This is a genomic window from Enterobacter sp. MGH85, from assembly GCF_001037655.1.
GTDB classification, from domain to species: domain Bacteria; phylum Pseudomonadota; class Gammaproteobacteria; order Enterobacterales; family Enterobacteriaceae; genus Enterobacter; species Enterobacter intestinihominis.
Genome location: NZ_KQ089925.1, coordinates 2,255,137 through 2,279,161, shown reverse-complemented (window position 1 = coordinate 2,279,161; position 24,025 = coordinate 2,255,137). Strand labels below are relative to the sequence as shown.

Annotated in this window: 20 protein-coding genes; 7 read left to right on the top strand and 13 right to left on the bottom strand. The window is 57.1% G+C overall.

The window, feature by feature from the left end; genetic code table 11:
• Positions 1–40: 40 nt before the first annotated feature.
• The 8 genes from cysA to SK51_RS10720 form a co-directional block, all read right to left on the bottom strand.
• On the bottom strand, positions 41–1,135 hold the full coding sequence (gene cysA / locus SK51_RS10755; RefSeq protein ID WP_023306666.1) for a sulfate/thiosulfate ABC transporter ATP-binding protein CysA: 1,095 nt from the start codon (positions 1,133–1,135) through the stop codon (positions 41–43).
• The gene (cysW, locus tag SK51_RS10750; RefSeq protein WP_023306667.1) at positions 1,125–2,000 is read right to left on the bottom strand and encodes a sulfate/thiosulfate ABC transporter permease CysW; all 876 of its coding nucleotides are present in this window, start codon (positions 1,998–2,000) and stop codon (positions 1,125–1,127) included. Before cysW ends, cysA begins: the two co-directional genes overlap by 11 nt.
• Positions 2,000–2,833, bottom strand: a complete 834-nt coding sequence (gene cysT, locus SK51_RS10745; RefSeq protein WP_022648951.1) for a sulfate/thiosulfate ABC transporter permease CysT — start codon at positions 2,831–2,833, stop codon at positions 2,000–2,002. The genes cysW and cysT overlap by 1 nt, the downstream gene beginning before the upstream one ends.
• Positions 2,833–3,846, bottom strand: coding sequence for a sulfate ABC transporter substrate-binding protein (locus SK51_RS10740; protein WP_022648952.1), 1,014 nt, complete (start codon positions 3,844–3,846; stop codon positions 2,833–2,835). Before SK51_RS10740 ends, cysT begins: the two co-directional genes overlap by 1 nt.
• Positions 3,847–4,022: 176 nt before the next feature.
• Complete coding sequence (locus tag SK51_RS10735) at positions 4,023–4,922, bottom strand: Dyp-type peroxidase (RefSeq protein ID WP_032676148.1); 900 nt, start codon at positions 4,920–4,922, stop codon at positions 4,023–4,025.
• Positions 4,923–5,014: 92 nt separating this feature from the next.
• Complete coding sequence (locus tag SK51_RS10730) at positions 5,015–5,590, bottom strand: RpoE-regulated lipoprotein (RefSeq protein WP_022648954.1); 576 nt, start codon at positions 5,588–5,590, stop codon at positions 5,015–5,017.
• 62 nt (positions 5,591–5,652) lie between these two features.
• A complete protein-coding gene (locus SK51_RS10725) occupies positions 5,653–6,102 on the bottom strand; it encodes a DUF2919 domain-containing protein (protein ID WP_023306669.1) in 450 nt (149 codons plus the stop codon).
• Complete coding sequence (locus SK51_RS10720) at positions 6,089–6,514, bottom strand: GNAT family acetyltransferase (RefSeq protein WP_003861292.1); 426 nt, start codon at positions 6,512–6,514, stop codon at positions 6,089–6,091. The genes SK51_RS10725 and SK51_RS10720 overlap by 14 nt, the downstream gene beginning before the upstream one ends.
• A gap of 212 nt (positions 6,515–6,726) precedes the next feature.
• Here SK51_RS10720 and amiA point away from each other — a divergent pair, with 212 nt between their 5' ends.
• On the top strand, positions 6,727–7,602 hold the full coding sequence (amiA, locus tag SK51_RS10715; protein ID WP_023306670.1) for an N-acetylmuramoyl-L-alanine amidase AmiA: 876 nt from the start codon (positions 6,727–6,729) through the stop codon (positions 7,600–7,602).
• Positions 7,602–8,501 carry an oxygen-dependent coproporphyrinogen oxidase gene (gene hemF, locus SK51_RS10710; RefSeq protein ID WP_023306671.1) on the top strand — a complete coding sequence of 300 codons (900 nt, stop codon included), beginning with the start codon at positions 7,602–7,604 and terminating at the stop codon, positions 8,499–8,501. The genes amiA and hemF overlap by 1 nt, the downstream gene beginning before the upstream one ends.
• A 114-nt stretch (positions 8,502–8,615) precedes the next feature.
• On the opposite strand, the gene maeB is transcribed toward hemF, so the two are convergent.
• Positions 8,616–10,895 carry an NADP-dependent oxaloacetate-decarboxylating malate dehydrogenase gene (gene maeB / locus SK51_RS10705; protein ID WP_023300666.1) on the bottom strand — a complete coding sequence of 760 codons (2,280 nt, stop codon included), beginning with the start codon at positions 10,893–10,895 and terminating at the stop codon, positions 8,616–8,618.
• Between the two features lie 286 nt (positions 10,896–11,181).
• Between maeB and tal the strand changes: the two genes are divergently transcribed.
• Both tal and tkt read left to right on the top strand, forming a co-directional pair.
• Positions 11,182–12,132, top strand: a complete 951-nt coding sequence (gene tal, locus SK51_RS10700; RefSeq protein WP_023306672.1) for a transaldolase — start codon at positions 11,182–11,184, stop codon at positions 12,130–12,132.
• A gap of 19 nt (positions 12,133–12,151) precedes the next feature.
• The gene (gene tkt, locus SK51_RS10695; protein WP_022648960.1) at positions 12,152–14,140 is read left to right on the top strand and encodes a transketolase; all 1,989 of its coding nucleotides are present in this window, start codon (positions 12,152–12,154) and stop codon (positions 14,138–14,140) included.
• Positions 14,141–14,221: 81 nt separating this feature from the next.
• Here the strand turns inward: tkt and SK51_RS10690 are convergent, their stop codons facing one another.
• The 3 genes from SK51_RS10690 to aegA form a co-directional block, all read right to left on the bottom strand.
• Entirely contained in the window at positions 14,222–15,265 is a 1,044-nt protein-coding gene (locus SK51_RS10690) for a DUF1176 domain-containing protein (RefSeq protein ID WP_023306673.1), read from the bottom strand.
• Between the two features lie 109 nt (positions 15,266–15,374).
• The gene (gene nudK / locus SK51_RS10685; RefSeq protein WP_022648962.1) at positions 15,375–15,965 is read right to left on the bottom strand and encodes a GDP-mannose pyrophosphatase NudK; all 591 of its coding nucleotides are present in this window, start codon (positions 15,963–15,965) and stop codon (positions 15,375–15,377) included.
• A gap of 67 nt (positions 15,966–16,032) precedes the next feature.
• Positions 16,033–18,009: a formate-dependent uric acid utilization protein AegA gene (aegA, locus tag SK51_RS10680; RefSeq protein WP_023306674.1), complete on the bottom strand. Its 1,977-nt coding sequence runs from the start codon at positions 18,007–18,009 to the stop codon at positions 16,033–16,035.
• A gap of 152 nt (positions 18,010–18,161) precedes the next feature.
• Between aegA and narQ the strand changes: the two genes are divergently transcribed.
• Both narQ and acrD read left to right on the top strand, forming a co-directional pair.
• The gene (gene narQ / locus SK51_RS10670; RefSeq protein ID WP_023306675.1) at positions 18,162–19,856 is read left to right on the top strand and encodes a nitrate/nitrite two-component system sensor histidine kinase NarQ; all 1,695 of its coding nucleotides are present in this window, start codon (positions 18,162–18,164) and stop codon (positions 19,854–19,856) included.
• A 141-nt stretch (positions 19,857–19,997) separates the two neighbouring features.
• Positions 19,998–23,111, top strand: coding sequence for a multidrug efflux RND transporter permease AcrD (acrD, locus tag SK51_RS10665; RefSeq protein ID WP_022648965.1), 3,114 nt, complete (start codon positions 19,998–20,000; stop codon positions 23,109–23,111).
• Positions 23,112–23,221: 110 nt separating this feature from the next.
• On the opposite strand, the gene ypfM is transcribed toward acrD, so the two are convergent.
• Positions 23,222–23,281 carry a protein YpfM gene (ypfM, locus tag SK51_RS25210; RefSeq protein ID WP_100181659.1) on the bottom strand — a complete coding sequence of 20 codons (60 nt, stop codon included), beginning with the start codon at positions 23,279–23,281 and terminating at the stop codon, positions 23,222–23,224.
• Positions 23,282–23,668: 387 nt separating this feature from the next.
• Between ypfM and SK51_RS10660 the strand changes: the two genes are divergently transcribed.
• Positions 23,669–24,025, top strand: a complete 357-nt coding sequence (locus SK51_RS10660) for an ArsC family reductase (RefSeq protein ID WP_023306676.1) — start codon at positions 23,669–23,671, stop codon at positions 24,023–24,025.

The window sequence follows — 24,025 nt, the reverse complement described above, 5'->3', positions numbered from 1 at the left end:
AGCATCACGCCACCGGGCGAAAAACATACTCAATAACCTATCAGGCTGACTCCGCCAGAGCAATATCCTCGCGCGTCTCGATGCGCTCGTTGCCATGATAAATGCGCGCGTGTTGCAGCCCCACAAACAGGCGTTCCCCCCGGTGCGGCGGCTCGTCGTCACGCATAACCACGGTCAGCGGCTCGGTGTACCAGCCCAGGGGCTGTACCACTAATTGGGTGTAGTGACCTTTAGGGCTAGCTTCCAGCACCTGCACCGGAAGCGGTGAGTCCAGGCTGGTACGGCGGCTGACGTCCACTTCCCACGGGCGCAGGAACAGATCCACCGGCCCCTGGTGCGCGGAGGTATACCCCAGCGGCCAGCGGTGCGCGCCAACGTGGAACTGACCGCCGCGAATAGCACCCTGAAGGCGGTTTACTTCCCCCATAAACTCCAGCACAAAGCGGGTCGCCGGTTCACGCCAGAGTTGCTCTGGCTCGTCAACCTGCTCAATGTTGCCCTGACTCATCACCACCACGCGGTCGGCTACTTCCATCGCCTCTTCCTGATCGTGGGTCACGAAAACGCTGGTGAACTGGAGTTCCTCATGAAGCTGACGCAGCCAGCGGCGGAGCTCTTTACGCACCTGCGCATCCAGCGCGCCAAACGGTTCGTCCAGCAGCAGGATTTGCGGTTCCACGGCTAACGCACGCGCCAGCGCCACGCGCTGTTTCTGCCCGCCAGAAAGCTGTGCCGGGAAGCGGTCCGCCAGATGAGCCAGCTGCACCATCTCCAGCAGTTTGGTCACTTTCGCTTTGATGGCGGCCGCATTCGGACGCTCACGACGCGGCAGTACGGTCAAACCAAACGCGATGTTGTCGAATACCGTCATGTGGCGGAACAGGGCGTAGTGCTGGAATACAAAACCCACTTTACGGTCGCGGGCATGCAAACGGCTTACGTCCGTACCGTGGAAGCGGATATGTCCGCTGGTCTGGTGCTCAAGCCCGGCGATAATACGCAGCAGCGTGGTTTTACCGGAGCCAGACGGCCCCAGCAGCGCCACCATTTGTCCGGAAGGGATATCCAGCGAGATATCATTCAGCACCTGTGTGCGACCAAAAGACTTCTTAATATTGGCAATCTCAATGCTCATGATTTCCCTCCTGATGCTGACGTTTTTCCTGATTCTCTAAACGCCACTGCACCACACTCTTCAAAAACAGGGTCAAAATCGCCATCAGCGTCAGCAACGCTGCGGCAGTAAAGGAACCGACGGTGTTGTAGTCCTGTTCCAGTAATTCAATCTGTAACGGCAGCGACAGGGTTTCGCCGCGAATCGAGCCGGATACCACCGACACCGCGCCAAACTCACCGATCGCACGGGCGTTGGTCAGCACCACGCCGTAAAGCAGTGCCCAGCGGATATTCGGCAGCGTGACGCGGCGGAACATCTGCCAGCCGGAAGCGCCGAGCAGCACCGCGGCTTCATCTTCATGGCTGCCCTGGCTGAGCATCACCGGCACCAGCTCGCGTACCACGAACGGACAGGTGACAAAGACGGTCACCAGCACCATCCCCGGCCAGGCGAACATGATCTGCAGGTCGTGTTCATCCAGCCAGCCGCCCAGCGGGCCATTGGAACCGTAGAAGAGCAGATAAACCAGACCCGCCACCACCGGTGACACCGCAAACGGGATATCCAGCAGGGTCAGCAGCAGCTGACGCCCCGGGAAGTTAAAGCGCGTTACCAGCCAGGCCAGCAATACGCCAAACACCAGATTCACCGGGACGGTGATCAGGGCAATCATGACCGTCAGCCAGATGGCGTGGAGCATGTCCGGATCGGCCAGGTTTTGCAGCGCGGGCATAATCCCTTTGCTGAAGGCCTGAACGAAGATGTACACCATCGGCACGACGAGAATGAATGCGGAGACCAGCACGCCGGTACCAATCAGAAACCATTTGCCCCAGTTGATGCGGGGCACGTCATAGCGCTTCAATTGCGTAACTTCCGCCATCAGTGACCTACCACACGTCGACCAAAGCGACTTTGCAGAGTGTTAATCGAGAACAGCAGTAGCAGCGACGCGGCAAGGATCACCGAGGCAATCGCACTCGCGGCCGGATAATCAAACTCCTGCAAACGGACAAAAATCATCAGCGAGGTCACTTCGGTTTTCCACGCGATGTTCCCGGCGATAAAAATGACCGCGCCAAATTCACCGAGGCTGCGGGTAAAGGAGAGCGCGATACCCGCCAGCAACGCCGGAGAGAGTTCCGGCAGCACGACCTTGCGAAAACTCTGCCAGCGCGTGGCGCCGAGCGTTTCTGCGGCCTCTTCGTATTCGGGTCCTAACTCTTCCAGCACCGGCTGCACGGTACGTACCACAAACGGGATGCTGGTAAAGGCCATGGCCACCGCGATACCGAGCCAGGTATAGGTCACTTTGATATCAAACTTCGCCAGCCACTCACCGTAAAAGCCGTTCACGGAAAACAGCGACGCCAGCGTCAAACCGGCAACCGCCGTCGGCAGGGCAAACGGCAGATCCATCAGCGCGTCGAGCAGGGTGCGGCCCGGGAAGCGATAGCGAGTTAAGATCCACGCCATCAGCAGGCCAAACACGCCGTTAAAAATCGAGGCCACGAACGCAGACAGCAGGGTGACCTTGTAGGCCGCCACCACCTGCGGGTTAGTAATCACTTCCCAGTACTGGGACCAGCTCATCTCAGCGAGCTGCATCACCAGCGCGCTGAGCGGTAATAACAAAATCAGACAGACGAACAGCAGGCTGGTCCCGAGGCTTAAGGTAAAGCCCGGCAGCACACGTCTGGAGGACACTGCAAACATTACTTACGCCCCGCTGCCAGCAGTTTGTCCAACTCACCGCCGCTGACAAAATGCGTTTTCATGACCTCAGGCCAGGCGCCGAAATGATCTTCCACGCGGAACAGCTCGGTCTGCGGGAATTTGTCTTTCAGCTTGCTCATCACGTCCGGGTTGTTGACACGGTAGTAGTAGTCGGTGATAACAGTCTGCGCCTGCGGGCTGTACAGATAGTTCAGGTAGGCTTTCGCCGCCTTTTCTGTGCCGTTAGCCTTAACGTTTTTATCCACCCACGCCACCGGGAACTCGGCCAGAATGTTCGTTTTCGGGATAACCACTTCGAAGCCCTGCGCTTCGTACTGTTTACGAATATTGTTCACTTCGGATTCAAAGCTGATCAGTACGTCGCCCAGCCCGCGCTCGGCGAAGGTGGTGGTTGCGCCACGACCGCCGGTATCAAACACCTCGACGTTTTTCAGGAACTGGGTCATAAACTGTTCGGTTTTCGCTTTATCGTTACCGTCAGCTTTGTCCGCCGCGCCCCACGCCGCCAGGTAGGTGTAACGTGCGTTGCCGGAGGTTTTCGGATTCGGGAAGATCAGCTTTACGTCTGAACGCACCAGGTCGTTCCAGTCGTGGATGTTCTTCGGGTTGCCCTTGCGCACCAGGAAGCCCATGGTGGAGTAAAATGGCGAACTGTTGTTCGGCAGGCGGCTTTGCCAGTTCGCCGGGATCAGTTTGCCTTTGTCGTGCAGGATCTGCACGTCCGTGACCTGGTTGTAGGTCACCACGTCCGCTTTCAGCCCCTGCAAAATGGCCAGCGCCTGCTTAGATGAGCCAGCGTGCGACTGCTTGATGGTCAGCTTGTCGCCGTTGTTCTCTTTCGCCCACTGCTGTTCAAATGCGGGATTAAGGGCGGCAAACAGCTCGCGCGAAACATCATAAGAACTGTTCAGCAACTCGGTTGCCTGCGCCTGCGCCACCAGCAGTAAACCTGCCAGTGCCAGCGATCCTTTTTTCAGTACAGTAACGGCCATTGCGCACCCTTATAAATGTGATGACTATCTTATAGTCATAATATTTATAACGGAGTCTAAAGGAGTAACGGTTTTATATACCGTTTGGTGATTTAGAAGCAGAAAAGGGAATAAGAGGTGCGGGAGAAATTGCCGGGTGGCGCTCACGCTTACCCGGCCTACGAATGGAGAGCGATTTACAACGCCAGCAGGCGCTCAACGGACGGCGCAAAGTAGTAGCCGCCGGTCACCGGGCGGGTGAAGCGCAGCATGGCGTCACGCTTACCGTCGGTATCGCCAAACATGCTCAGCAGCTGCTGTTCGATGTTGTAGAGGCGTGCGCAGTAAGCGCAGAAGTACAGGCCGTGCGTACCGCTCGCGGTGCCGTACGGCAGGCTCTGGCGAACAATCTTCAGCCCCTTACCGTCTTCTTTAAGGTCAACGCGGGACAGGTGGGAAGTGACCGGACGCGCATCGCCGTCAATCTCTTCATTGGCATCTTTGGTACGGCCAATCATCATCTCCTGGTCATGCACGCTCATGCGGTTAAGCTGCCTGAGGTTATGCTCCCAGCGCTGGACGAACACATAGCTGCCGCCCGCGTCCACGCCATCCTGGATTACAGCCACCTCGCGACGCGTCTCTTCCCCGGCCGGGTTTTCGGTGCCGTCGACGAAGCCGCTCAAATCGCGCTCTTCCACCCAGCGGAAACCGTGGATCTCTTCCTGCACGTCGATACTGTCACCAAAGGCTTCAATCGCAGCCTGAGCGACAGAAAAGTTCACGTCGTGACGCAGGGAGAGGATATGGATCAGAACGTCATACTGGGTGGCGGGCGCAAGACCTTTGCCATAAGGAATAAAGTCTTTCAGCTCTTCTGCGCCTTCGCCGCCGCTCAGATGACGCCAGACGGTGCTGCCAAAGGCGACCACCGCGCCCAGATGGGCTTCGGGGAATTTGGCCTGGAAGGTGGCCAGTTTATCAACGAAAACTTTGCTGGCCGCGCGCAGGGCATCCACGTCCCCTTTGACGTTGGCTTCAATCCAAATCGCCGCCCGGCAATGTTCTGGCAAAATGCCACTCTGTACCTGAGACATCGCTCCTCCTGAAATAAAGATGCCACGACAGCGTGGCATTGATGGCGGCTATTATACCCGGATTTCAGCGAGGCGGCTTGCTCAGGCGCAAATTACTGCTGCCAGATAATTTTGCTCACTTTCCACTTTTTCAGGGTGTCGTCAGACGGCATTAACCCTTCCGGACCGTTCCAGGTGCCGCTGAACACATAGCTAATATGCTGGCTGCCGTCGGCCTTACACTCGACCGCCACGCTCTCCTCCGATGGCACACTGGCGCAGTGGCCAAACGCTTTCTGATAGAGTTCGCCAAACGGCGTTCCCACCTTCACGCCACCTGAGGTCGGGATCTCTTCATCCATCACCGCAATGCGGTTGACCGTACCTTTATCGCCGTTGATGACCATTGCCACTTTGTCATCTTTCAACGCTTCGAAATAGCGCACGATGTTGCCGTTCTCGGTTTTCATGCCGCTGCGCAGGCGATAATCACTGCCGATGGCATCCTGAATGGCATCCTGATCCAGCGCCGTCGAGGCGGTGATTTTGCCCACGCCCTGCTCGGTCACTTCCATTGAGGAGCCAAACCAGTTCCACGGATAGGCCGCAGACCAGTTGATGGATGAGAGCGTGGAACAGCCGGTTAACGCCAGCGGGAGAGCGCATAAAAGTAAACGCAGCGATTTCATTGAGACGTCCTTACGTAGTAAATCAACGCTTGTTGGAGTGCAGTATCGGCAAAAAGTGCCGTTTAATCTGGCTCTTGCGTAAAACAGGCGCGTAAACGGGGATTCGTGACCAGCCACAGCAGCGCGACAATATCCGCCACCACCAGTGCAATCCCGATACCCGAAAGCGGCTCGCCGTACAGCCAGAGCAAGGGTTGCCAGACCAGAAGCACAAACTGCGCCAGGATCAGCAGCCAGCGAAGCGCGCGCCAGAAGCGCGGAATGGCTTGCCGCCGTCCGCTGCACAGAAACGCCAGGACCGCTGGTACACCCGGCAGCAATCCCAGCCAGAACGCATCGTGATCGGGATAAAAGAGATTCAGTAACGTATCGCCCTGCCCGCGCGACGCGCCAGCCATCACGAACAGCACCCAGGTTCGGGCCTGCAACAGCAGAACGCACCAGAACAAAAAAGGCAGACGCAGACGACCGTGAACGTCGTAGTCGCCAGGGTGGAACTCAGTACTCTTCATCTTCGATCAGGCGCTTACCCAGCGTCAGTACATCCGCGTGCTCGTAGCCCAGACGTTCATACATGCCCAGCACCACGTCGTTATCTTCCCGGACCATAATCTGGATTTTCGGGCAGCCACGGGCGATCAGTTTCTTTTCCAGACGGTTAAGCAGCGCGTTGGCGATGCCGCGCGCGCGGTATTCCGGGTGCACGCCCAGATAGTAGGCCGAGCCGCGGTGGCCGTCGTACCCACCCATCACCGTCCCGACCACTTCGCCGTTGACCTCAGCGACCAGAAACAGACTGACGTCGTGATTCACCTTCCGTTCGATGTCCATTTCCGGATCGTTCCACGGACGCAGCAGATCGCAGCGCTCCCAAAGGGTGATCACCTCTTCGAAATCTTCCTGGCGAAAAACGCGTATCTCCATGGTATTAACCGCCTTTTCGGGTTTAAAAACAGTGATTATGGCGTGAACAGGGCGTTTAGCCAATAACCGGGGAAAAACTCGCCAAAATTTGGCATAATGTCACTTTGTCACGTATTGAAATGAAAAGTAAAACAATTCTCAATAAGGACTGTCGTAACGGGAAACACGATACGATATAACACCAGGACCCCAATTTTTACAATTCAGGCCGCATGAGCACATTCAAACCATTAAAAGCACTCACATCGCGTCGTCAGGTTCTCAAAGCGGGGCTGGCGGCCTTAACGTTATCGGGTATCGCAAAGCAGGCTCAGGCAAAAGAAGAGAGCACGCTTAAAACCAGTAACGGACACAGCAAGCCGAAAACCAAAAAAGCTGGCGCAAAGCGTCTGGTCATGCTCGATCCGGGCCACGGCGGGATCGACACCGGCGCCATTGGCCGAAACGGGTCGAAAGAAAAACACGTCGTGCTGGCAATTGCAAAAAATGTACGCGCAATTTTACGCAGTAACGGTATTGACGCCCGCCTGACGCGCACGGGCGACACGTTTATCCCGCTGTACGATCGCGTGGAGATTGCCCACAAGCACGGCGCAGATCTGTTTATGTCCATTCACGCGGATGGCTTCACAAACCCTTCCGCCGCAGGCGCCTCGGTATTTGCGCTCTCCAACCGTGGCGCCAGTAGCGCCATGGCGAAATACCTCTCCGATCGCGAAAACCGGGCGGATGAAGTGGCCGGGAAAAAAGCCACCGACAAAGACCATCTGTTACAGCAGGTTCTGTTTGATCTCGTGCAGACCGATACCATCAAAAACAGCCTGACGCTCGGCTCGCATATCCTCAAACGGATTAAACCCGTGCACCGTCTGCACAGTAAAAGCACCGAGCAGGCCGCGTTTGTGGTGCTGAAGTCACCGTCTATTCCGTCCGTGCTGGTGGAAACCTCGTTCATTACCAACCCGGAAGAAGAGCGTTTACTCGGCACTAAGGCGTTTCGTCAGAAGATCGCGAACGCCATCGCCTCCGGGGTCATCAGTTATTTCAACTGGTTCGATAATCAAAAAGCGCACTCCAGGAAACGTTGATGAAACCGAATGCACAGCTGGTCAAAACTTTCCTGATGCAGCTCCAGGACGCGATTTGCCAGAAACTGACCGCCGCAGACGGCGGTGAATTCCAGGAAGACACCTGGCAGCGCGAAGCGGGCGGCGGCGGGCGCAGCCGCGTGCTGCGTAACGGCGGTATTTTTGAACAGGCCGGGGTCAACTTCTCCCACGTCCACGGTGATGCAATGCCAGCGTCCGCCACGGCGCATCGGCCTGAACTGGCGGGCCGCAGCTTCGAGGCCATGGGCGTCTCGCTGGTGGTGCATCCGCATAACCCGTTTGTGCCAACCAGCCACGCCAACGTTCGCTTTTTCATCGCGGAAAAACCGGGAGCCGATCCGGTCTGGTGGTTTGGCGGCGGTTTCGACTTAACGCCTTACTATGGCTTCGAAGAGGACGCCGTGCACTGGCACACCACCGCACGCGACCTCTGTCTGCCGTTTGGCGAAGACGTTTACCCGAAATACAAAAAGTGGTGCGATGACTATTTTTATCTGAAGCACCGCGACGAGCAGCGCGGCATCGGCGGGCTGTTCTTTGACGATCTCAATACCCCGGATTTTGATACCGCGTTCAGCTTTATGCGCGCGGTGGGTGAAGGCTTTACCGACGCCTATCTTCCGATTGTCGAACGCCGCAAAGACACCGACTACGGCGTGCGCGAGCGTGAGTTCCAGCTTTATCGTCGCGGGCGGTACGTGGAGTTCAACCTGGTGTGGGATCGCGGGACGCTGTTCGGCCTGCAGACCGGCGGACGCACGGAGTCGATTCTGATGTCGATGCCGCCGCTGGTGCGCTGGGAGTACAGCTACGCGCCAAAAGAAGGCAGCCCGGAGGCTGCCTTGAGTGAGTTTATTAAGGTTCGGGACTGGGTTTAACCCTTACCCCTCACCCCGGCCCTCTCCCCAAAGGGGCGAGGGTGAAAAGACGGCTCAGAGCAGTCCCCTCTCCCCTATGGGGAGAGGATTAGGGTGAGGGGCGAGGGCAATAAATTACAGCGGCTGCGTCTGCGCCTCAACCACCGCCAGCGCCACCATGTTGACGATACGACGCACGGAGGCAATCGGCGTTAACACATGTACCGGTTTTGACACCCCCATCAGTACCGGCCCGACGGTCACACCTTCAGAACTCGACACGCGCAGCAGGTTATAGCTAATACGCGCTGCTTCCACGTTCGGCATAATCAGCACGTTCGCCGAGCCTTTCAGCGGGCTGTCCGGCATACGTTCATTACGAATACTCTCCACCAGCGCGGCGTCGCCGTGCATCTCGCCGTCGATCATCAGCTCCGGCGCACGCTCGCGCACCAGGTCCAGCGTCTGGCGCATTTTGCACGCCGCCGCGGATTTGGATGACCCGAAGTTTGAGTGCGACAGCAGCGCCACTTTCGGCTCGATACCAAAGCGGCGCACGGTTTCCGCCGCCATCACGGTGATTTCCGCCAGTTCGTCCGGGGAGGGATCGTCGTTGACGTAGGTATCGGCGATAAAGGTGTTACCGCTTGGCAGCAGCAGCGCGTTCATTGCGCCGGCAGTATGGACGCCCTCGCGATAGCCGAAGATCTCCTGTACCACGCTGAAATGCTCATGGTACTCGCCGATGGTGCCGCAGATCAGCGCATCCGCCTCACCGCGATGAACCATGATCGCGCCGATCACCGTGGTGTTGCTGATCACCGCCCGCTGCGCCTGCTCCTGGGTGATCCCGCGACGCTTCATGATCGAATAGTATTCGTTCCAGTACTCTTTGAAGCGCGGATCGGATTCGTTGTTAACGATCTCAAAGTCCACGCCCGGCTTTATTTGCAGGCCGAGCTTCTGAATACGCATCTCGATCACGCTCGGACGACCAATCAGGATCGGTTTCGCCAGCCCTAAGGTGATCAGCTCCTGCGTGGCATGCAGCACGCGCGCCTCTTCCCCTTCCGCCAGCACCACGCGCTTCGCGTCGGCGCGCGCCTGGGAGAAGATCGGCTTCATAAACAGGTTGGTTTTGTAAACGAACTCGGTGAGTTTATCGACGTAGGCATCGAAATCTTCAATCGGCCGCGTCGCCACGCCGGAGTCCATCGCCGCTTTGGCCACCGCTGGCGCGATCTTCACGATCAGACGCGGGTCAAATGGTTTAGGGATGATGTAGTCGGGGCCGAAGCTCAGATCCTGATCGCCGTAGGCGGAGGCCACCACTTCGCTCTGCTCGGCGTGCGCCAGCTCTGCGATAGCATGAACGGCAGCCAGCTTCATCTCTTCGTTGATCGCCGTGGCGCCGACGTCCAGCGCCCCGCGGAAGATGAACGGGAAGCAGAGCACGTTGTTCACCTGGTTCGGGTAGTCCGAACGTCCGGTGCAGATGATAGCGTCTTCACGCACCGCCTTCGCCAGCGGCGGCAGAATTTCCGGCTCCGGGTTCGCCAGAGCCAGGATCATTGGCGCGCGCGCCATCTTCTGCACCATCTCCTGGGTCAGCACTTTCGGGCCTGAACAGCCGAGGAAAATGTCAGCACCGTCAATCACGTCTTCAAGCGTGCGCTTGCCGTCGTCTTCCACCGCATAGGCCGCCTTGGTTTCCGCCATGTTTGGCTCGCGGTCTTTGTAGATCACGCCCTTGGAGTCGCAGACCACAATATTGTGCTTCTGCATGCCCAGCGCCACCAGCAGGTTCATACAGGCGATGGCCGCGGCGCCTGCGCCGGAGACCACCATGCGCACGTCGGAGAGATTTTTCTCCACCACGCGCAGGCCGTTCAGAATGGCGGCGGTACTGATAATCGCCGTGCCGTGCTGGTCGTCATGGAACACGGGAATGTTCATACGCTCGCGCAGCTTCTGCTCGATATAGAAACATTCCGGCGCTTTGATGTCTTCCAGGTTGATGCCGCCGAAGGTCGGCTCCAGCGCCGCCACCACGTTGATGAATTTATCCGGATCCAGTTCGTCCACTTCGATATCGAAGACGTCGATACCGGCAAATTTCTTAAACAGAACGCCCTTCCCTTCCATCACCGGCTTACCAGCCAGCGCACCGATGTTCCCTAACCCCAGCACCGCCGTACCGTTAGAGATAACGGCCACCAGGTTGCCGCGCGCGGTGTATTTGTACGCTGCCAGCGGATCTTTTTCGATTTCCAGGCACGGAGCAGCCACGCCCGGCGAGTAGGCCAGCGCCAGATCGCGCTGGGTCGCCAGCGGTTTGGTCGGGGATACCTGGATTTTACCCGGAACAGGAAACTCGTGAAAATCGAGAGCGCTTTGTTTTAACTGATCATCCATCTTGTTATTCCTTTCACGTTTCGGTCAAAAAGGGTGATGTCGACGTTCCTATGCACACCCTGGTGTGCCGCATAGTATCGCCGCAGGCAGGCTCCTAAACTTTGAAGGCTGCCAAACTCTCACCATTGCAGAATAAAAATTGTTATCAATTTATAACAGCCATGTTACCCGTCTCAGAAAGCAATGCCTCCCCCGTCTGCTATGCTTTTTTGTTAAGTCCATCATGATTTTCTCAGAAGTGTGAACTAACGCACTCGACTAACTCTTTTATTTCCAAGGAGTAATTATGAACCAGCTAGACGGCATCAAACAATTTACCACCGTGGTTGCAGACAGCGGCGACATCGAGTCGATTCGTCACTACCAGCCGGAAGACGCGACCACCAATCCCTCTCTGCTGCTCAAGGCGGCCGGTCTTGCGCACTTTAGTCATCTGATTGATGACGCCCTTGCCTACGGCAAACAGCGCGGGAAAACGCAGGAACAGCAGGTCGCCGAAGCCAGCGACAAGCTGGCGGTCAATATCGGTGCGGAAATTCTTAAAAGCATACCGGGGCGCGTCTCTACCGAAGTGGACGCCCGCCTCTCGTTCGACCAGGAAAAAAGCATTAACAAGGCCCGCCGCATAGTGGAACTCTACCAGGAGCAGGGGATCGATAAGTCACGCATTCTGATCAAGCTTGCGTCTACCTGGGAAGGCATCCGCGCGGCGGAAGTGCTGGAGAAAGAGGGGATCCACTGCAACCTGACGCTACTGTTCTCCTTCGCCCAGGCGCGTGCCTGCGCCGAAGCGGGCGTGTTCCTGATTTCACCGTTTGTCGGGCGTATCTACGACTGGTATCAGGCGAAACAGCCAATGGATCCGTACGTGGTGGAAGAAGATCCTGGCGTAAAATCGGTGCGTAATATCTACGATTATTACAAGCAGCATCGCTACGAGACCATCGTGATGGGGGCCAGCTTCCGCCGCACCGAGCAGATCCTGGCGCTCGCGGGCTGTGACCGTCTGACCATCTCTCCTGACCTGCTGAAAAAGCTTCAGGAGAGTGAAGAGACGGTGATCCGCAAGCTGGTACCGACCTCTACCGTTCTGCTAAAACCGAAACCCATGACCGAAGCGGAATTCCGCTGGGAGCACAATCAGGATCCAATGGCCGTGGAAAAACTGGCAGATGGCATCCGCCAGTTCGCCGTCGACCAGCGCAAACTCGAAGATCTTCTCGCCGCCAAACTTTAACCTTGCCACGGAGTGAACTATGTCCCGTAAAGAGCTCGCCAACGCCATTCGCGCCCTCAGCATGGATGCCGTACAAAAAGCCAATTCCGGCCACCCTGGCGCCCCCATGGGTATGGCTGATATTGCCGAAGTGCTGTGGAACGACTTCCTGAAGCACAACCCGACCGATCCGACCTGGTACGATCGCGACCGTTTTATTCTCTCCAACGGTCACGCCTCGATGCTGCTCTACAGCCTGCTGCACCTCTCCGGCTACGACCTGCCGCTTGAGGAGTTAAAAAACTTCCGCCAGCTGCACTCCAAAACGCCGGGCCACCCGGAGATCGGCTATACGCCGGGTGTTGAAACTACTACCGGCCCGCTGGGCCAGGGGCTGGCGAATGCCGTCGGCCTGGCGATTGCAGAGCGTACGCTGGCCGCGCAGTTCAACCAGCCCGACCACGAGATTGTCGATCACTACACCTATGTCTTTATGGGTGATGGCTGCCTGATGGAGGGGATCTCCCACGAGGTCTGCTCGCTGGCGGGCACCCTGGGCCTGGGCAAGCTGATTGGCTTCTACGATCACAACGGTATCTCCATTGACGGGGAAACCGAGGGCTGGTTTACCGACGACACTGCAAAACGCTTTGAAGCCTATCACTGGCACGTGGTGCACGAAATCGACGGTCACGATCCTGAGGCGGTGAAAAAAGCGATTCAGGAAGCGCAGAGCGTGAAGGACAAACCGTCCCTGATCGTCTGCCGCACCACCATCGGCTTCGGCTCGCCGAACAAAGCGGGTAAAGAAGAGGCGCACGGCGCGGCGCTGGGTGAAGAGGAAGTGGCGCTGACCCGCCAGAAACTGGGCTGGAAACACCCGGCCTTTGAGATCCCAAAAGAGATCTACAGGGCCTGGGATGCTCGCGAAACAGGTGAAAAAGCGCAGCAGGCCTGGAACGAGAAGTTTGCTGCCTACAAAAAAGCGTATCCGGAGCTGGCGGCCGAATTTAACCGCCGCATGAGCGGTGGCCTGCCGGAAGACTGGGAAGAGAAAACTCAGGCGCTGATTGAAAACCTGCAATCTAACCCGGCGAAAATTGCCACCCGTAAGGCGTCACAAAACACCCTGAACGCGATTGGCCCTGTCCTGCCCGAACTGCTGGGCGGCTCGGCGGATCTGGCGCCAAGTAACCTCACCATCTGGTCTGGCTCTAAATCCCTGAAGGAAGACATTGCCGGAAACTATATCCACTACGGCGTGCGCGAGTTCGGGATGACCGCCATTGCCAACGGTATCGCCCACCATGGCGGCTTCGTGCCGTACACCGCCACCTTCCTGATGTTTGTCGAATATGCCCGTAACGCGGCGCGTATGGCGGCCCTGATGAAGGCGCGGCAAATCATGGTGTATACCCACGACTCCATCGGACTGGGTGAAGATGGGCCGACGCACCAGGCGGTAGAGCAGCTGGCGAGCCTGCGCCTGACGCCAAACTTCAGTACCTGGCGTCCGTGCGATCAGGTTGAAGCGGCTGTGGGCTGGAAGCTGGCCGTAGAGCGCCATAACGGACCCACAGCGCTGATCCTGTCGCGCCAGAACCTGGCGCAGATCGAGCGCACGCCGGAGCAGGTGAAAAATATCGCCCGCGGCGGGTACATCCTGAAAGACAGCGGCGGTAAACCGGACGTGATCCTGATTGCCACCGGTTCAGAGGTGGAAATCACGGTAAAAGCGGCCGAGAAACTGACCGCCGAGGGTCACGCGGTGCGCGTGGTTTCCCTGCCTTCAACGGATATCTTTGATGCCCAGGATGAGGCGTACCGCGAATCGGTGCTGCCTTCAAACGTCGCGGCGCGCGTGGCGGTTGAAGCTGGCATTGCCGACTACTGGTACAAATATGTGGGTCTGAAAGGGGCGATTGTCGGCATGAAGGGTTATGGTGAATCCGCCCCGGCCGATAAGCTGTTCCCGTACTTCGGCTTTACCGTTGAGAACGTGGTGGAGAAGGCGCTGAGCGTGCTGTAGTGCAGTCTTCGTGCCCGGTGGCGGCTAAGCCTTACCGGGCCTACAAATCGCTAAAACGTAGGCCCGGTAAGCGACAGCGCCCTACCTTGTGATCCACAGCGTGGGCCAGGCATCTGGCCCATTCCAGTTATCGCAGCTTGGCTCTTCCGCGTAGCGCACCAGGCGGAAGCGCTGGCCGTTAAAACGCCAGCGGGTCTGGATCCCACAGTCGCCAATCCCGCGTCCCAGTGCCAGCGTGGTCAGCTCGCGCGTTTTTTCATCGAAGCTGGCATTCATCAGCTCCATGTCGCTACTCTGGCTGGAAGGGGTAAACGGCAGGCGCAATCTCACGCTTCTGGCAGCAAACGGTTTTTTACGCGACACCAGCCACGCCAGATCGACGGTGTTGTACGCCCCCGCCTCACAGCTGATGATCATCAGCGCTTTGTCATCGGTCAACGCGGTCACGCGCACTTCACGCCGGTTCGGATCGAGGGAGCACTGGCTGTGGTTCATGCGCCAGGTACCGTAATCCAGCAGATCGTTAAGTTCGTTATGCGTCAGCGGCGTTGGCGTGGGGTTCACCACTGCCACCTTTTTTAATGCCGGCGCAGGCGGCACGCTCAGCGGTGGACTATCTCCTTTTTTAATCCATGCCGTTTCACTTCCGACGCGTTTTTGCTGGGCATCAATAAACAGCAGCGCCGCTTTCAGACCGGCCAGAGAGATTGTCTGCTTCCCCCCGCGCAGGGTCAGCGCCTGCCCCTCCTGAATGGTTTTCAGAAACGTGGTGATGGTGCCCGTATCGTCTGTTTTAAGATGCCAGGGGGTTAACTGCCAGTGTTGCGACGTGAGCTGAAGCGGCACATTGTCGAGCAGCAGGCGCGGGGCAATGTCAGGCTCTTTCACCGGAGGCGTCGAAAGACCGCCGAGATCGATGCGCAGGCTGGCGTCTGTTTTTGCCCCCGCACTGCGGCTCAGCGTCATGACCAGACCGCGATGCTCGCCGGTGTTGCGCGCTACGCAGAAATTCTGGTTATTGCAGGTCACCTGCCAGTCTGAAAAAGACTGCTGCGCAGGCGCAGCCCACACCAAAGGTGCGGGAAGCACGCAAATGAAGAAGAGAAAAATAACGCAGTAGCGCATGAACGGCACAGCCCCGGAAACGAATAGGTCAATCTGGGGCGTATCTTCGTGCCCTGGGCGGGCTGGCTCAATCGGATTTATCGGATAGATTTATCTGAAATACAACTTATCACGCTACCGACGCAGCATTCATCAAACCGCTGGTTTGCAGATACTGCAACAGGATCACCGCTTTACCGTCGCGGATCTCGCCGCTTTTCACCATGTCGACAGCCTGAGCGAAAGGCATTTCCAGCACTTCAATGTCTTCATCGTCCACACCACCGCCCCGGTGCGTGCGCTGGGCATCGGTGTACTCCGCAATGAAGAAGTGAACCAGCTCGGTAACCCCGCCAGGGGACATAAACAGCTCAAAGACTTTCTGCACCGCCCCCACCTCAAAGCCCGTCTCTTCAATGGCTTCTTTGCGGATACACACTTCCGGCTCATCGTCGTCCAGCAGACCTGCACAGGTTTCAATCAGACGTCCGTCCGCGTTGCCATTGACCCATGTCGCGATGCGAAACTGGCGGATCAGCACCACGCTTTGCTTTTCACGGTTATACAGCAGAATGGTTGCACCATTGCCCCGGTCGTAGACTTCGCGTTTATGGCGAATGACGTCCCCGCTCTTACGGGTGAGATCGTAAGTGATGTTACGCAGGACAAAGTAATTTTCAGAAAGGATTTTGTCTTTAATAACGGTAATGTTCAGGGACATACGGGCTCCACGGCAAAATGAGTCTGTTTATACTACGCCGTGATGCCCGCTTTGTCGCCCGTCTGCGTTAATGCATGTTGCGCGGCGGCACGCCAAGCCAGTCCATGATCCCCTGCGCGGCATGGCGCCCTTCCGCCATCGCGGTGACCACCAGATCCGCACCACGTACCGCATCACCGCCAGCAAAAATCTGCGGATTCGAGGTCTGGTAACGATAACGGCTCTCCACGGAGGCCCTGATGCGCCCCCAGTCGTCGGTGTCGACGCCCTGCGCCTGAAGCCACGGCATGGCGTGCGGATTAAACCCAAACGCCATGATCACCGCATCCGCTGGCATGACAAACTCACTGCCCGCCACCGGGACAGGACGACGCCGCCCCTGCGCATCCGGCTCGCCCAGACGGGTGCGCAGCATCCGGATACCCTTGACCTTCCCGTCGTCATCCAGCGTGAGCTCAACCGGCTGGACATTAAATTCAAACGCCGCGCCCTCTTCTTTCGCGTTTTTAACCTCTTTCTTTGAGCCCGGCATGTTGGCCTCGTCCCGCCGATAGGCGCAGGTTACTTTCGCCGCGCCATGTCGCAGCGCGGTGCGCACGCAGTCCATCGCCGTATCGCCCCCGCCCAGCACCACCACGTTTAACCCCTGCGTGTCGATAAACGGCTCGTCTGCGGCAGGGTCAAGACCCATCACGTTCCGCGTATTTGCCACTAAAAACGGCAGCGCGTCGTACACGCCCGGCGCGTCTTCATGAGGGATACCTGCTTTCATGGAACGATAGGTCCCTACGCCGATGAACAGGGCATCGTAGTCGTTTTGCAGTTGGACCATCGACACGTCTTTTCCCACCTCGCAGTTCAGCTCGAAGCGGATACCCATCGCGCTGAATATCTCTCTGCGCCGCGCTAACAGGGATTTATCCAGCTTGAAGGCCGGAATACCAAAGGTCAGCAATCCGCCGATTTCTGGATGGCGATCGTAGACCGTCACACCGATGCCGCTGCGCACCAGTACGTCGGCACAGGCCAGCCCTGCCGGACCGGCACCAATGATGGCGACGCGCTTACCGACCGGTGTAACGTGGCTGACGTCCGGCGTCCAGCCCATCGCCAGCGCCCGATCCGAGATATATCGTTCGATATTACCGATGGTTACCGCCCCTGACGCATCCCGCAGGGTGCAGGCGCCTTCACATAATCGATCCTGTGGACAGACGCGGCCGGTAATTTCCGGTAAACAGTTAGTCTGGTGAGAAAGCTCAGCCGCACCGGTGATATCCCCCGCCCTGATCCGCTCAATCCACTGCGGAATATGGTTATGCAGCGGGCAGGTCCACTCGCAAATGCTGTGGTCGCCACATTTCAGGCACCGGGATGCTTCGCGCTGCGCCTGTTCCGGGCGAAACGGCAAGTAGATCTCATTAAAATGGCCTGCGCGCGCGTCGGGGCTGAGCTTATCCGGCTCACCGCGCGCCGGGGTGTTATGCATCTGTTGCCGTTTGGTTTGCGGAGGGGCTGATTGAACCGCCTCGCTGTGCCACGGCAGCGTGTCCAGCCTTGCGCTGCGCTGTCGGCGCTGTTTAACCAGCTTATCCAGCACGGCTGGGGTGGCGAGCGTAAGCACCTCCGCCGGGCAGTTTTCAACGCAGGCCGGGCCTTGCGGCCTTTCCAGGCAGAGGTCGCATTTGTGCGCCGAGGCCTTTACGCTGTCGTTTTCAAGCGGGGTGATCAGCATGTCCATCGTGCCAAACGGGCAGGCCACCACGCAGGCTTTACAGCCAATGCATTTTTGTTGATTGACCTGTACGCTGTCGCTGTGTTGCGTGATGGCTCCGTTCGGGCAGCTTTGCGCGCAGGGCGCATTTTCACAGTGGTGGCAGGTCACTGGGCTTTTTCGTAAGCCAGAGGTAAGGACCGTAATGCGGGGATGAAAATGGCGCTCGCTCAGCGCGTGCTGCTCCCCGTTGTGCGCCATCACACAGGCAACTTCGCAGGCGCGACAACCGATACACTGTTGAGCGTTGGCCATAATAAAACGATTCATAACAACACCTGTTTTTGGTTCAATAACCTTATTCTTTATATTGTTATCGTATTTACCCACAGTGGCATGGCGACGCAATGTTCAAATGCCCAGGAAGGCGAACTATTTCCAGTGAACCTGTGGCAGATCAATTTAATTCAGGAAGCTGATGAGTGACCGTTAAACGCCCCGTATCGGGAAGCCTGGCTCGGGCTTTCTTTTCGATGATTGTCTTGTCCGTTCTGATCAGCGCCATTGCGCTGGTTACACTCGCCAGCAGCCAGCGCGACGCCGAGGCGATTAACATCGCCGGATCGCTGCGCATGCAGAGCTACCGCCTGGGCTACGAAATGCAGCGCGCCAGCCCGTCACTGGCAGAGCACCGCGCGGTCTGGCAGAAAACGCTGAGCGCGCCTGCGTTGCAGAAGCTAAACCGCTGGTATGTGCCAGAGGACGTCAAACAGCGTTACCAGCAGTTGCAGCTTGGCTGGCAGGAGATGGACACGCGTATCGCCAGCGGCGATACCGGGTGGTATCAGAGCCACATAGAGGATTTCGTGGGCCGGATAGATGCCTTTGTGCTGGCGCTACAGCACTACACCGAACATAAGATACAGCTGGTGATTTTCATGTCGCTGACGGGCGGCCTGGGCATCCTGCTGCTGGCGGTGATGACCCTGCGGCGCATCCGCCGTCAGGTTGTGCTGCCGCTGAATAATCTGGTGGCAGCGAGCGAGCGTATCGAACAGGGGCAGTTCGATACCCCCGCGCCGGATATTATGCTTCCCAACGAGCTGGGCCAGCTTTCCCGCGCCTTCAACCATATGTCGGCGGAATTACACACCCTGTACCGTTCCCTGGAGCACTCCGTTGCCGAAAAAACCCGCCACCTGAATGAAGCGCATCAGCAGCTTGAAATGCTGTTCAAATGCTCACAGGCGTTGAATACCGGGCAGATAGACAGCCACTGCTTCCGGCATATTTTGCAAATTGTGCATGACTATACGCAGATGAATTACCTGCAATTGCGCACCAGTGACGACTGGCAGCTTTACGAAGGACAGGAGTCCCCGGGTGAGAAAATGCACAATTTACCGGTATTAATGCAGGACACCCTGTACGGCGAACTGCGCTGGCAAAGCGCGACCGGGGATGTTCCGCTGCCGCTCATGGAAAGCGTGGCGACGATGCTGGGCCGGGGGCTCTATTTCAATCAGGCGCAGAAACATTATCAGCAGTTGCTGCTGATGGAAGAGCGCGCCACCATCGCGCGTGAGCTACATGATTCTTTGGCGCAGGTGCTCTCCTATTTGCGTATTCAGCTTACGCTGCTGAAGCATGCCGTGCCGGGCGACAATGCCCCGGCCCAGACCATCATTACGGACTTCTCCCGCGAGCTGAATAACGCCTGGCATCAGCTACGCGAGCTGCTCACCACCTTCCGCCTGACGCTCAACCACGCCAATCTTCCTGCCGCGCTACAGGAGTCTCTCGACGGTTTGCAAAGCCAGACCAGCGCGAAGCTGGTGCTTGACTGCCGTCTCTCATCGCTTGCGCTGGACGCGCAAAAACAGGTGCACCTCTTACAGATTGTGCGTGAGGCAGTGCTGAATGCGATTAAACATGCCGACGCCAGCGAGATTGTGGTCAGCTGCGTCACCACCGCGGACGGTTCTCACACGGTCACGATCCGTGACAACGGTATTGGTATCGGCGACGCCAGTGAACCGCCGGGGCATTACGGGCTGAATATCATGCGCGAACGCGCGGGACGGCTCGGCGGAACATTACACTTTTCTCAGCCGCCACAGGGCGGTACACAGGTCAGCGTGACGTTCCGGACACCTGCGGCGCAGGCTGAAAAATAGCGGGAAAGAAGGCGCGCTGAAAAAAGCGCATGATAATTTACATTATCTCCTTTATTTCTCCACGTTTGACCTGGGCCTTACCGCTAAAGTTAGGCGGGCAATAAACAATAATGACGTGCAGCAAAACGAGGTCACATTTTAATGGCGAATTTTTTCATCGATCGCCCCATTTTTGCCTGGGTGCTTGCAATCCTGTTGTGTCTGACGGGTGTCCTGGCGATTACTTCCCTTCCTGTTGAGCAATACCCCGACCTCGCCCCCCCTAACGTGCGTATCACGGCGAACTACCCTGGCGCCTCGGCACAGACGCTGGAAAATACCGTCACGCAGGTTATCGAGCAGAACATGACGGGTCTTGATAACCTGATGTACATGTCCTCGCAGAGCAGCGCCACGGGCCAGGCGACGGTAACCCTGAGCTTTACGGCGGGCACGGATCCGGACGAAGCGGTGCAGCAGGTGCAAAACCAGCTGCAATCGGCCCTGCGTAAACTGCCTCAGGCGGTGCAGAACCAGGGGGTGACCGTGCGTAAGACCGGTGACACCAATATTTTGACCATCGCGTTTGTTTCAACCGATGGCTCGATGGATAAGCAGGACATCGCGGACTACGTCGCCAGTAATATTCAGGACCCGCTCAGCCGTATCAACGGCGTGGGTGATATCGACGCCTACGGCTCGCAGTATTCCATGCGTATCTGGCTGGATCCCAACAAGCTGAACAGCGTGCAGATGACCGCCAAAGATGTCACCGACGCCATCGAATCGCAGAACGCTCAGATTGCCGTGGGGCAGCTCGGTGGTACGCCGTCCGTGGATAACCAGGCGCTTAACGCCACCATCAACTCCCAGTCGCTGCTCCAGACGCCTGAACAGTTCCGCAATATCACTCTGCGCGTGAATCAGGATGGTTCCGAAGTGCGTCTGGGGGATGTCGCCACCGTGGAAATGGGGGCGGAAAAATATGACTACCTGAGTCGCTTTAACGGCAATGCCGCGTCCGGCCTGGGGGTTAAACTGGCCTCCGGCGCCAACGAAATGGCGACCGCGCAGCGGGTATTAGAGCGTCTGGATGAGCTGTCGCATTACTTCCCGCACGGACTGGAGTACAAAGTCGCCTACGAAACCACCTCATTCGTAAAAGCCTCCATCGAAGATGTGGTGAAAACCCTGCTCGAAGCTATCGCGCTGGTGTTCCTCGTGATGTACCTGTTCCTGCAAAACTTCCGCGCCACGCTGATCCCCACCATTGCGGTGCCGGTGGTGTTGCTGGGAACCTTTGCGGTGCTGTATGCCTTCGGTTACAGCATCAACACCCTGACCATGTTTGCCATGGTGCTGGCCATCGGCCTGCTGGTAGATGATGCCATCGTGGTGGTGGAAAACGTCGAGCGCATCATGAGCGAGGAAGGGCTTTCGCCCCGCGAGGCCACGCGCAAATCGATGGGGCAAATTCAGGGTGCGCTGGTCGGTATCGCCATGGTGCTGTCGGCGGTATTTATCCCGATGGCGTTTTTTGGCGGCACTACGGGCGCGATTTATCGCCAGTTCTCGATCACCATCGTCTCTGCGATGGTGCTCTCCGTACTGGTGGCGATGATCCTTACCCCTGCTCTGTGCTCGACGCTGCTCAAACCGCTGCATAAGGGCGAACACCACGGTCAAAAAGGCTTCTTCGGCTGGTTTAACCGCATGTTTAACCGAAATGCGGCGCGCTATGAAGCGGGCGTGGGTAAAGTACTGCACCGCAGCGTGCGCTGGATGGTGGTTTATGTCCTGCTGCTCGGCGGCATGGTCTTCTTATTCCTGCGGCTGCCAACCTCGTTCCTGCCGCTGGAAGATCGCGGCATGTTTATCACCTCCGTACAGTTACCGAGCGGCTCGACCCAGCAGCAGACCCTGAAAGTGGTGCAGAAGGTTGAGAACTACTTCCATACTCAGGAGAAGGATAACGTGGTCTCCGTCTTCTCCACCGTCGGCTCTGGCCCTGGCGGTAACGGGCAGAACGTGGCGCGTATGTTTGTGCGCCTGAAAGACTGGGACCAGCGCGACAGCGATAGCGGCTCCTCCTTTGCCATCATTGAACGTGCAACTAAAGCGTTCAACAAAATCAAGGAAGCGCGCGTTTTCGCCAGCAGCCCGCCCGCTATCAGTGGCCTGGGCAGCTCAGCCGGATTTGATATGGAGCTTCAGGATCACGCGGGTGCCGGGCATGACGCGTTGATGGCAGCTCGCGATAAACTGCTCGAGCTGGCCGGGAAAGATCCGCAGCTTACCCGCGTTCGTCATAACGGTCTGGATGACAGCCCTCAGCTACAGGTGGATATTGACCAGCGTAAAGCGCAGGCGCTGGGCGTCTCCATCGACGACATTAACGACACCCTGCAAACGGCATGGGGCTCAAGCTACGTGAATGACTTTATGGATCGCGGTCGCGTGAAAAAGGTCTACGTTCAGTCTGCTGCCAAATACCGCATGCTGCCGGACGATATCAACCGCTGGTATGTGCGCAATAACACCGGCGGCATGGTGCCGTTCTCGGCGTTTGCGACGTCACGCTGGGAGACCGGTTCGCCGCGTCTGGAGCGTTACAACGGCTATTCGGCGCTGGAGATTGTCGGTGAAGCCGCGCCTGGCGTCAGTACCGGTACCGCAATGGACATTATGGAAAAACTGGTTCAGCAGTTACCGACCGGCTTTGGCCTGGAGTGGACGGCGATGTCCTACCAGGAACGGCTTTCCGGCGCGCAGGCGCCTGCCCTGTATGCCCTGTCGCTGCTGGTGGTGTTCCTCTGCCTGGCGGCGCTGTATGAAAGCTGGTCAGTGCCGTTCTCGGTAATGCTGGTGGTGCCTCTCGGGGTCATCGGCGCGCTGCTGGCAACCTGGATGCGTGGCCTGGAAAACGATGTCTATTTCCAGGTCGGACTCCTCACCGTAATCGGATTGTCGGCGAAAAACGCCATTCTGATCGTCGAATTTGCCAATGAGATGAATGCCAAAGGTCACGAACTGATGGCCGCCACGCTGCACGCCTGTCGTCAGCGCCTGCGCCCGATCCTGATGACTTCTCTGGCGTTTGTATTTGGCGTCCTGCCGATGGCCACCAGCTCCGGCGCAGGCTCCAGCAGCCAGCACGCGGTGGGAACGGGCGTTATGGGGGGAATGATTTCCGCGACGATTCTGGCTATCTATTTCGTACCGCTGTTCTTTGTGCTGATACGCCGTCGTTTCCCGCTGAAGGATAAGCCGGAATAACCCGTTGAAATAAAAAAAGGCGGCTTTACAGGCCGCCTTTTTATTGTGTGATTCTTTCACACTATGGTTATTTTAGTTAATTAAGTGCTCTTGCATTTCTTACCGGAAATTCATTTACGAAGCATGCCTTCGATAAAATCTTTCCAGTTCCCCAGTTCATGTTCAATCATAACAACCTCTCTTATTATTATGTGCATTCTACGAAAACGTATCATCATTGTGAAGCCACTTTAACCGATTGCTGTGATTGAGCCTCGCTGTGCAGGTAGGTTTAGGATCACTATGAGCGTTGCCGGGTAAATTTTATGTGACCCACAGCAATATTTTGAAATAGTCAGAAAAATGACAGCATTTTTAATTTCCCCCTGAGTTTATTGGCAATTTATACAGAGTGGACAACTATGCTTAAAAGATGGAACACTATTCAGCGTACAGCTGTTCGTTGAATTATGGAGAATTGTAAATCACGAAAAATTCCGAATATGTTATATTCCACTTAAGGATATATCTTCGAAAATATTGAACATTTAACCCACACAAGAACAAAAGGATTCACTATGGTTGTGATGTACGGCATTAAGAATTGCGATACGATTAAAAAAGCCCGCCGCTGGCTGGAAGCACACAACATCGACTATCGCTTCCATGATTACCGTGCCGACGGGCTTGACCCTGCGTTTCTCCATTCCGCCATCAGTGAACTGGGCTGGGAAGCGCTGCTGAACACCCGCGGGACCACCTGGCGAAAACTGGATGAATCTCTCCGGGCCACGATCAACAACGCCGACAGCGCAGCCAAACTGATGCTTGAAATGCCGGCAATCATCAAACGCCCATTGCTCTGCAAGCCAGGTCAGCCTATGCTGCTGGGTTTCAGTGAAACCCTTTATTCAGATTTATTCGTTGAGGTGTAG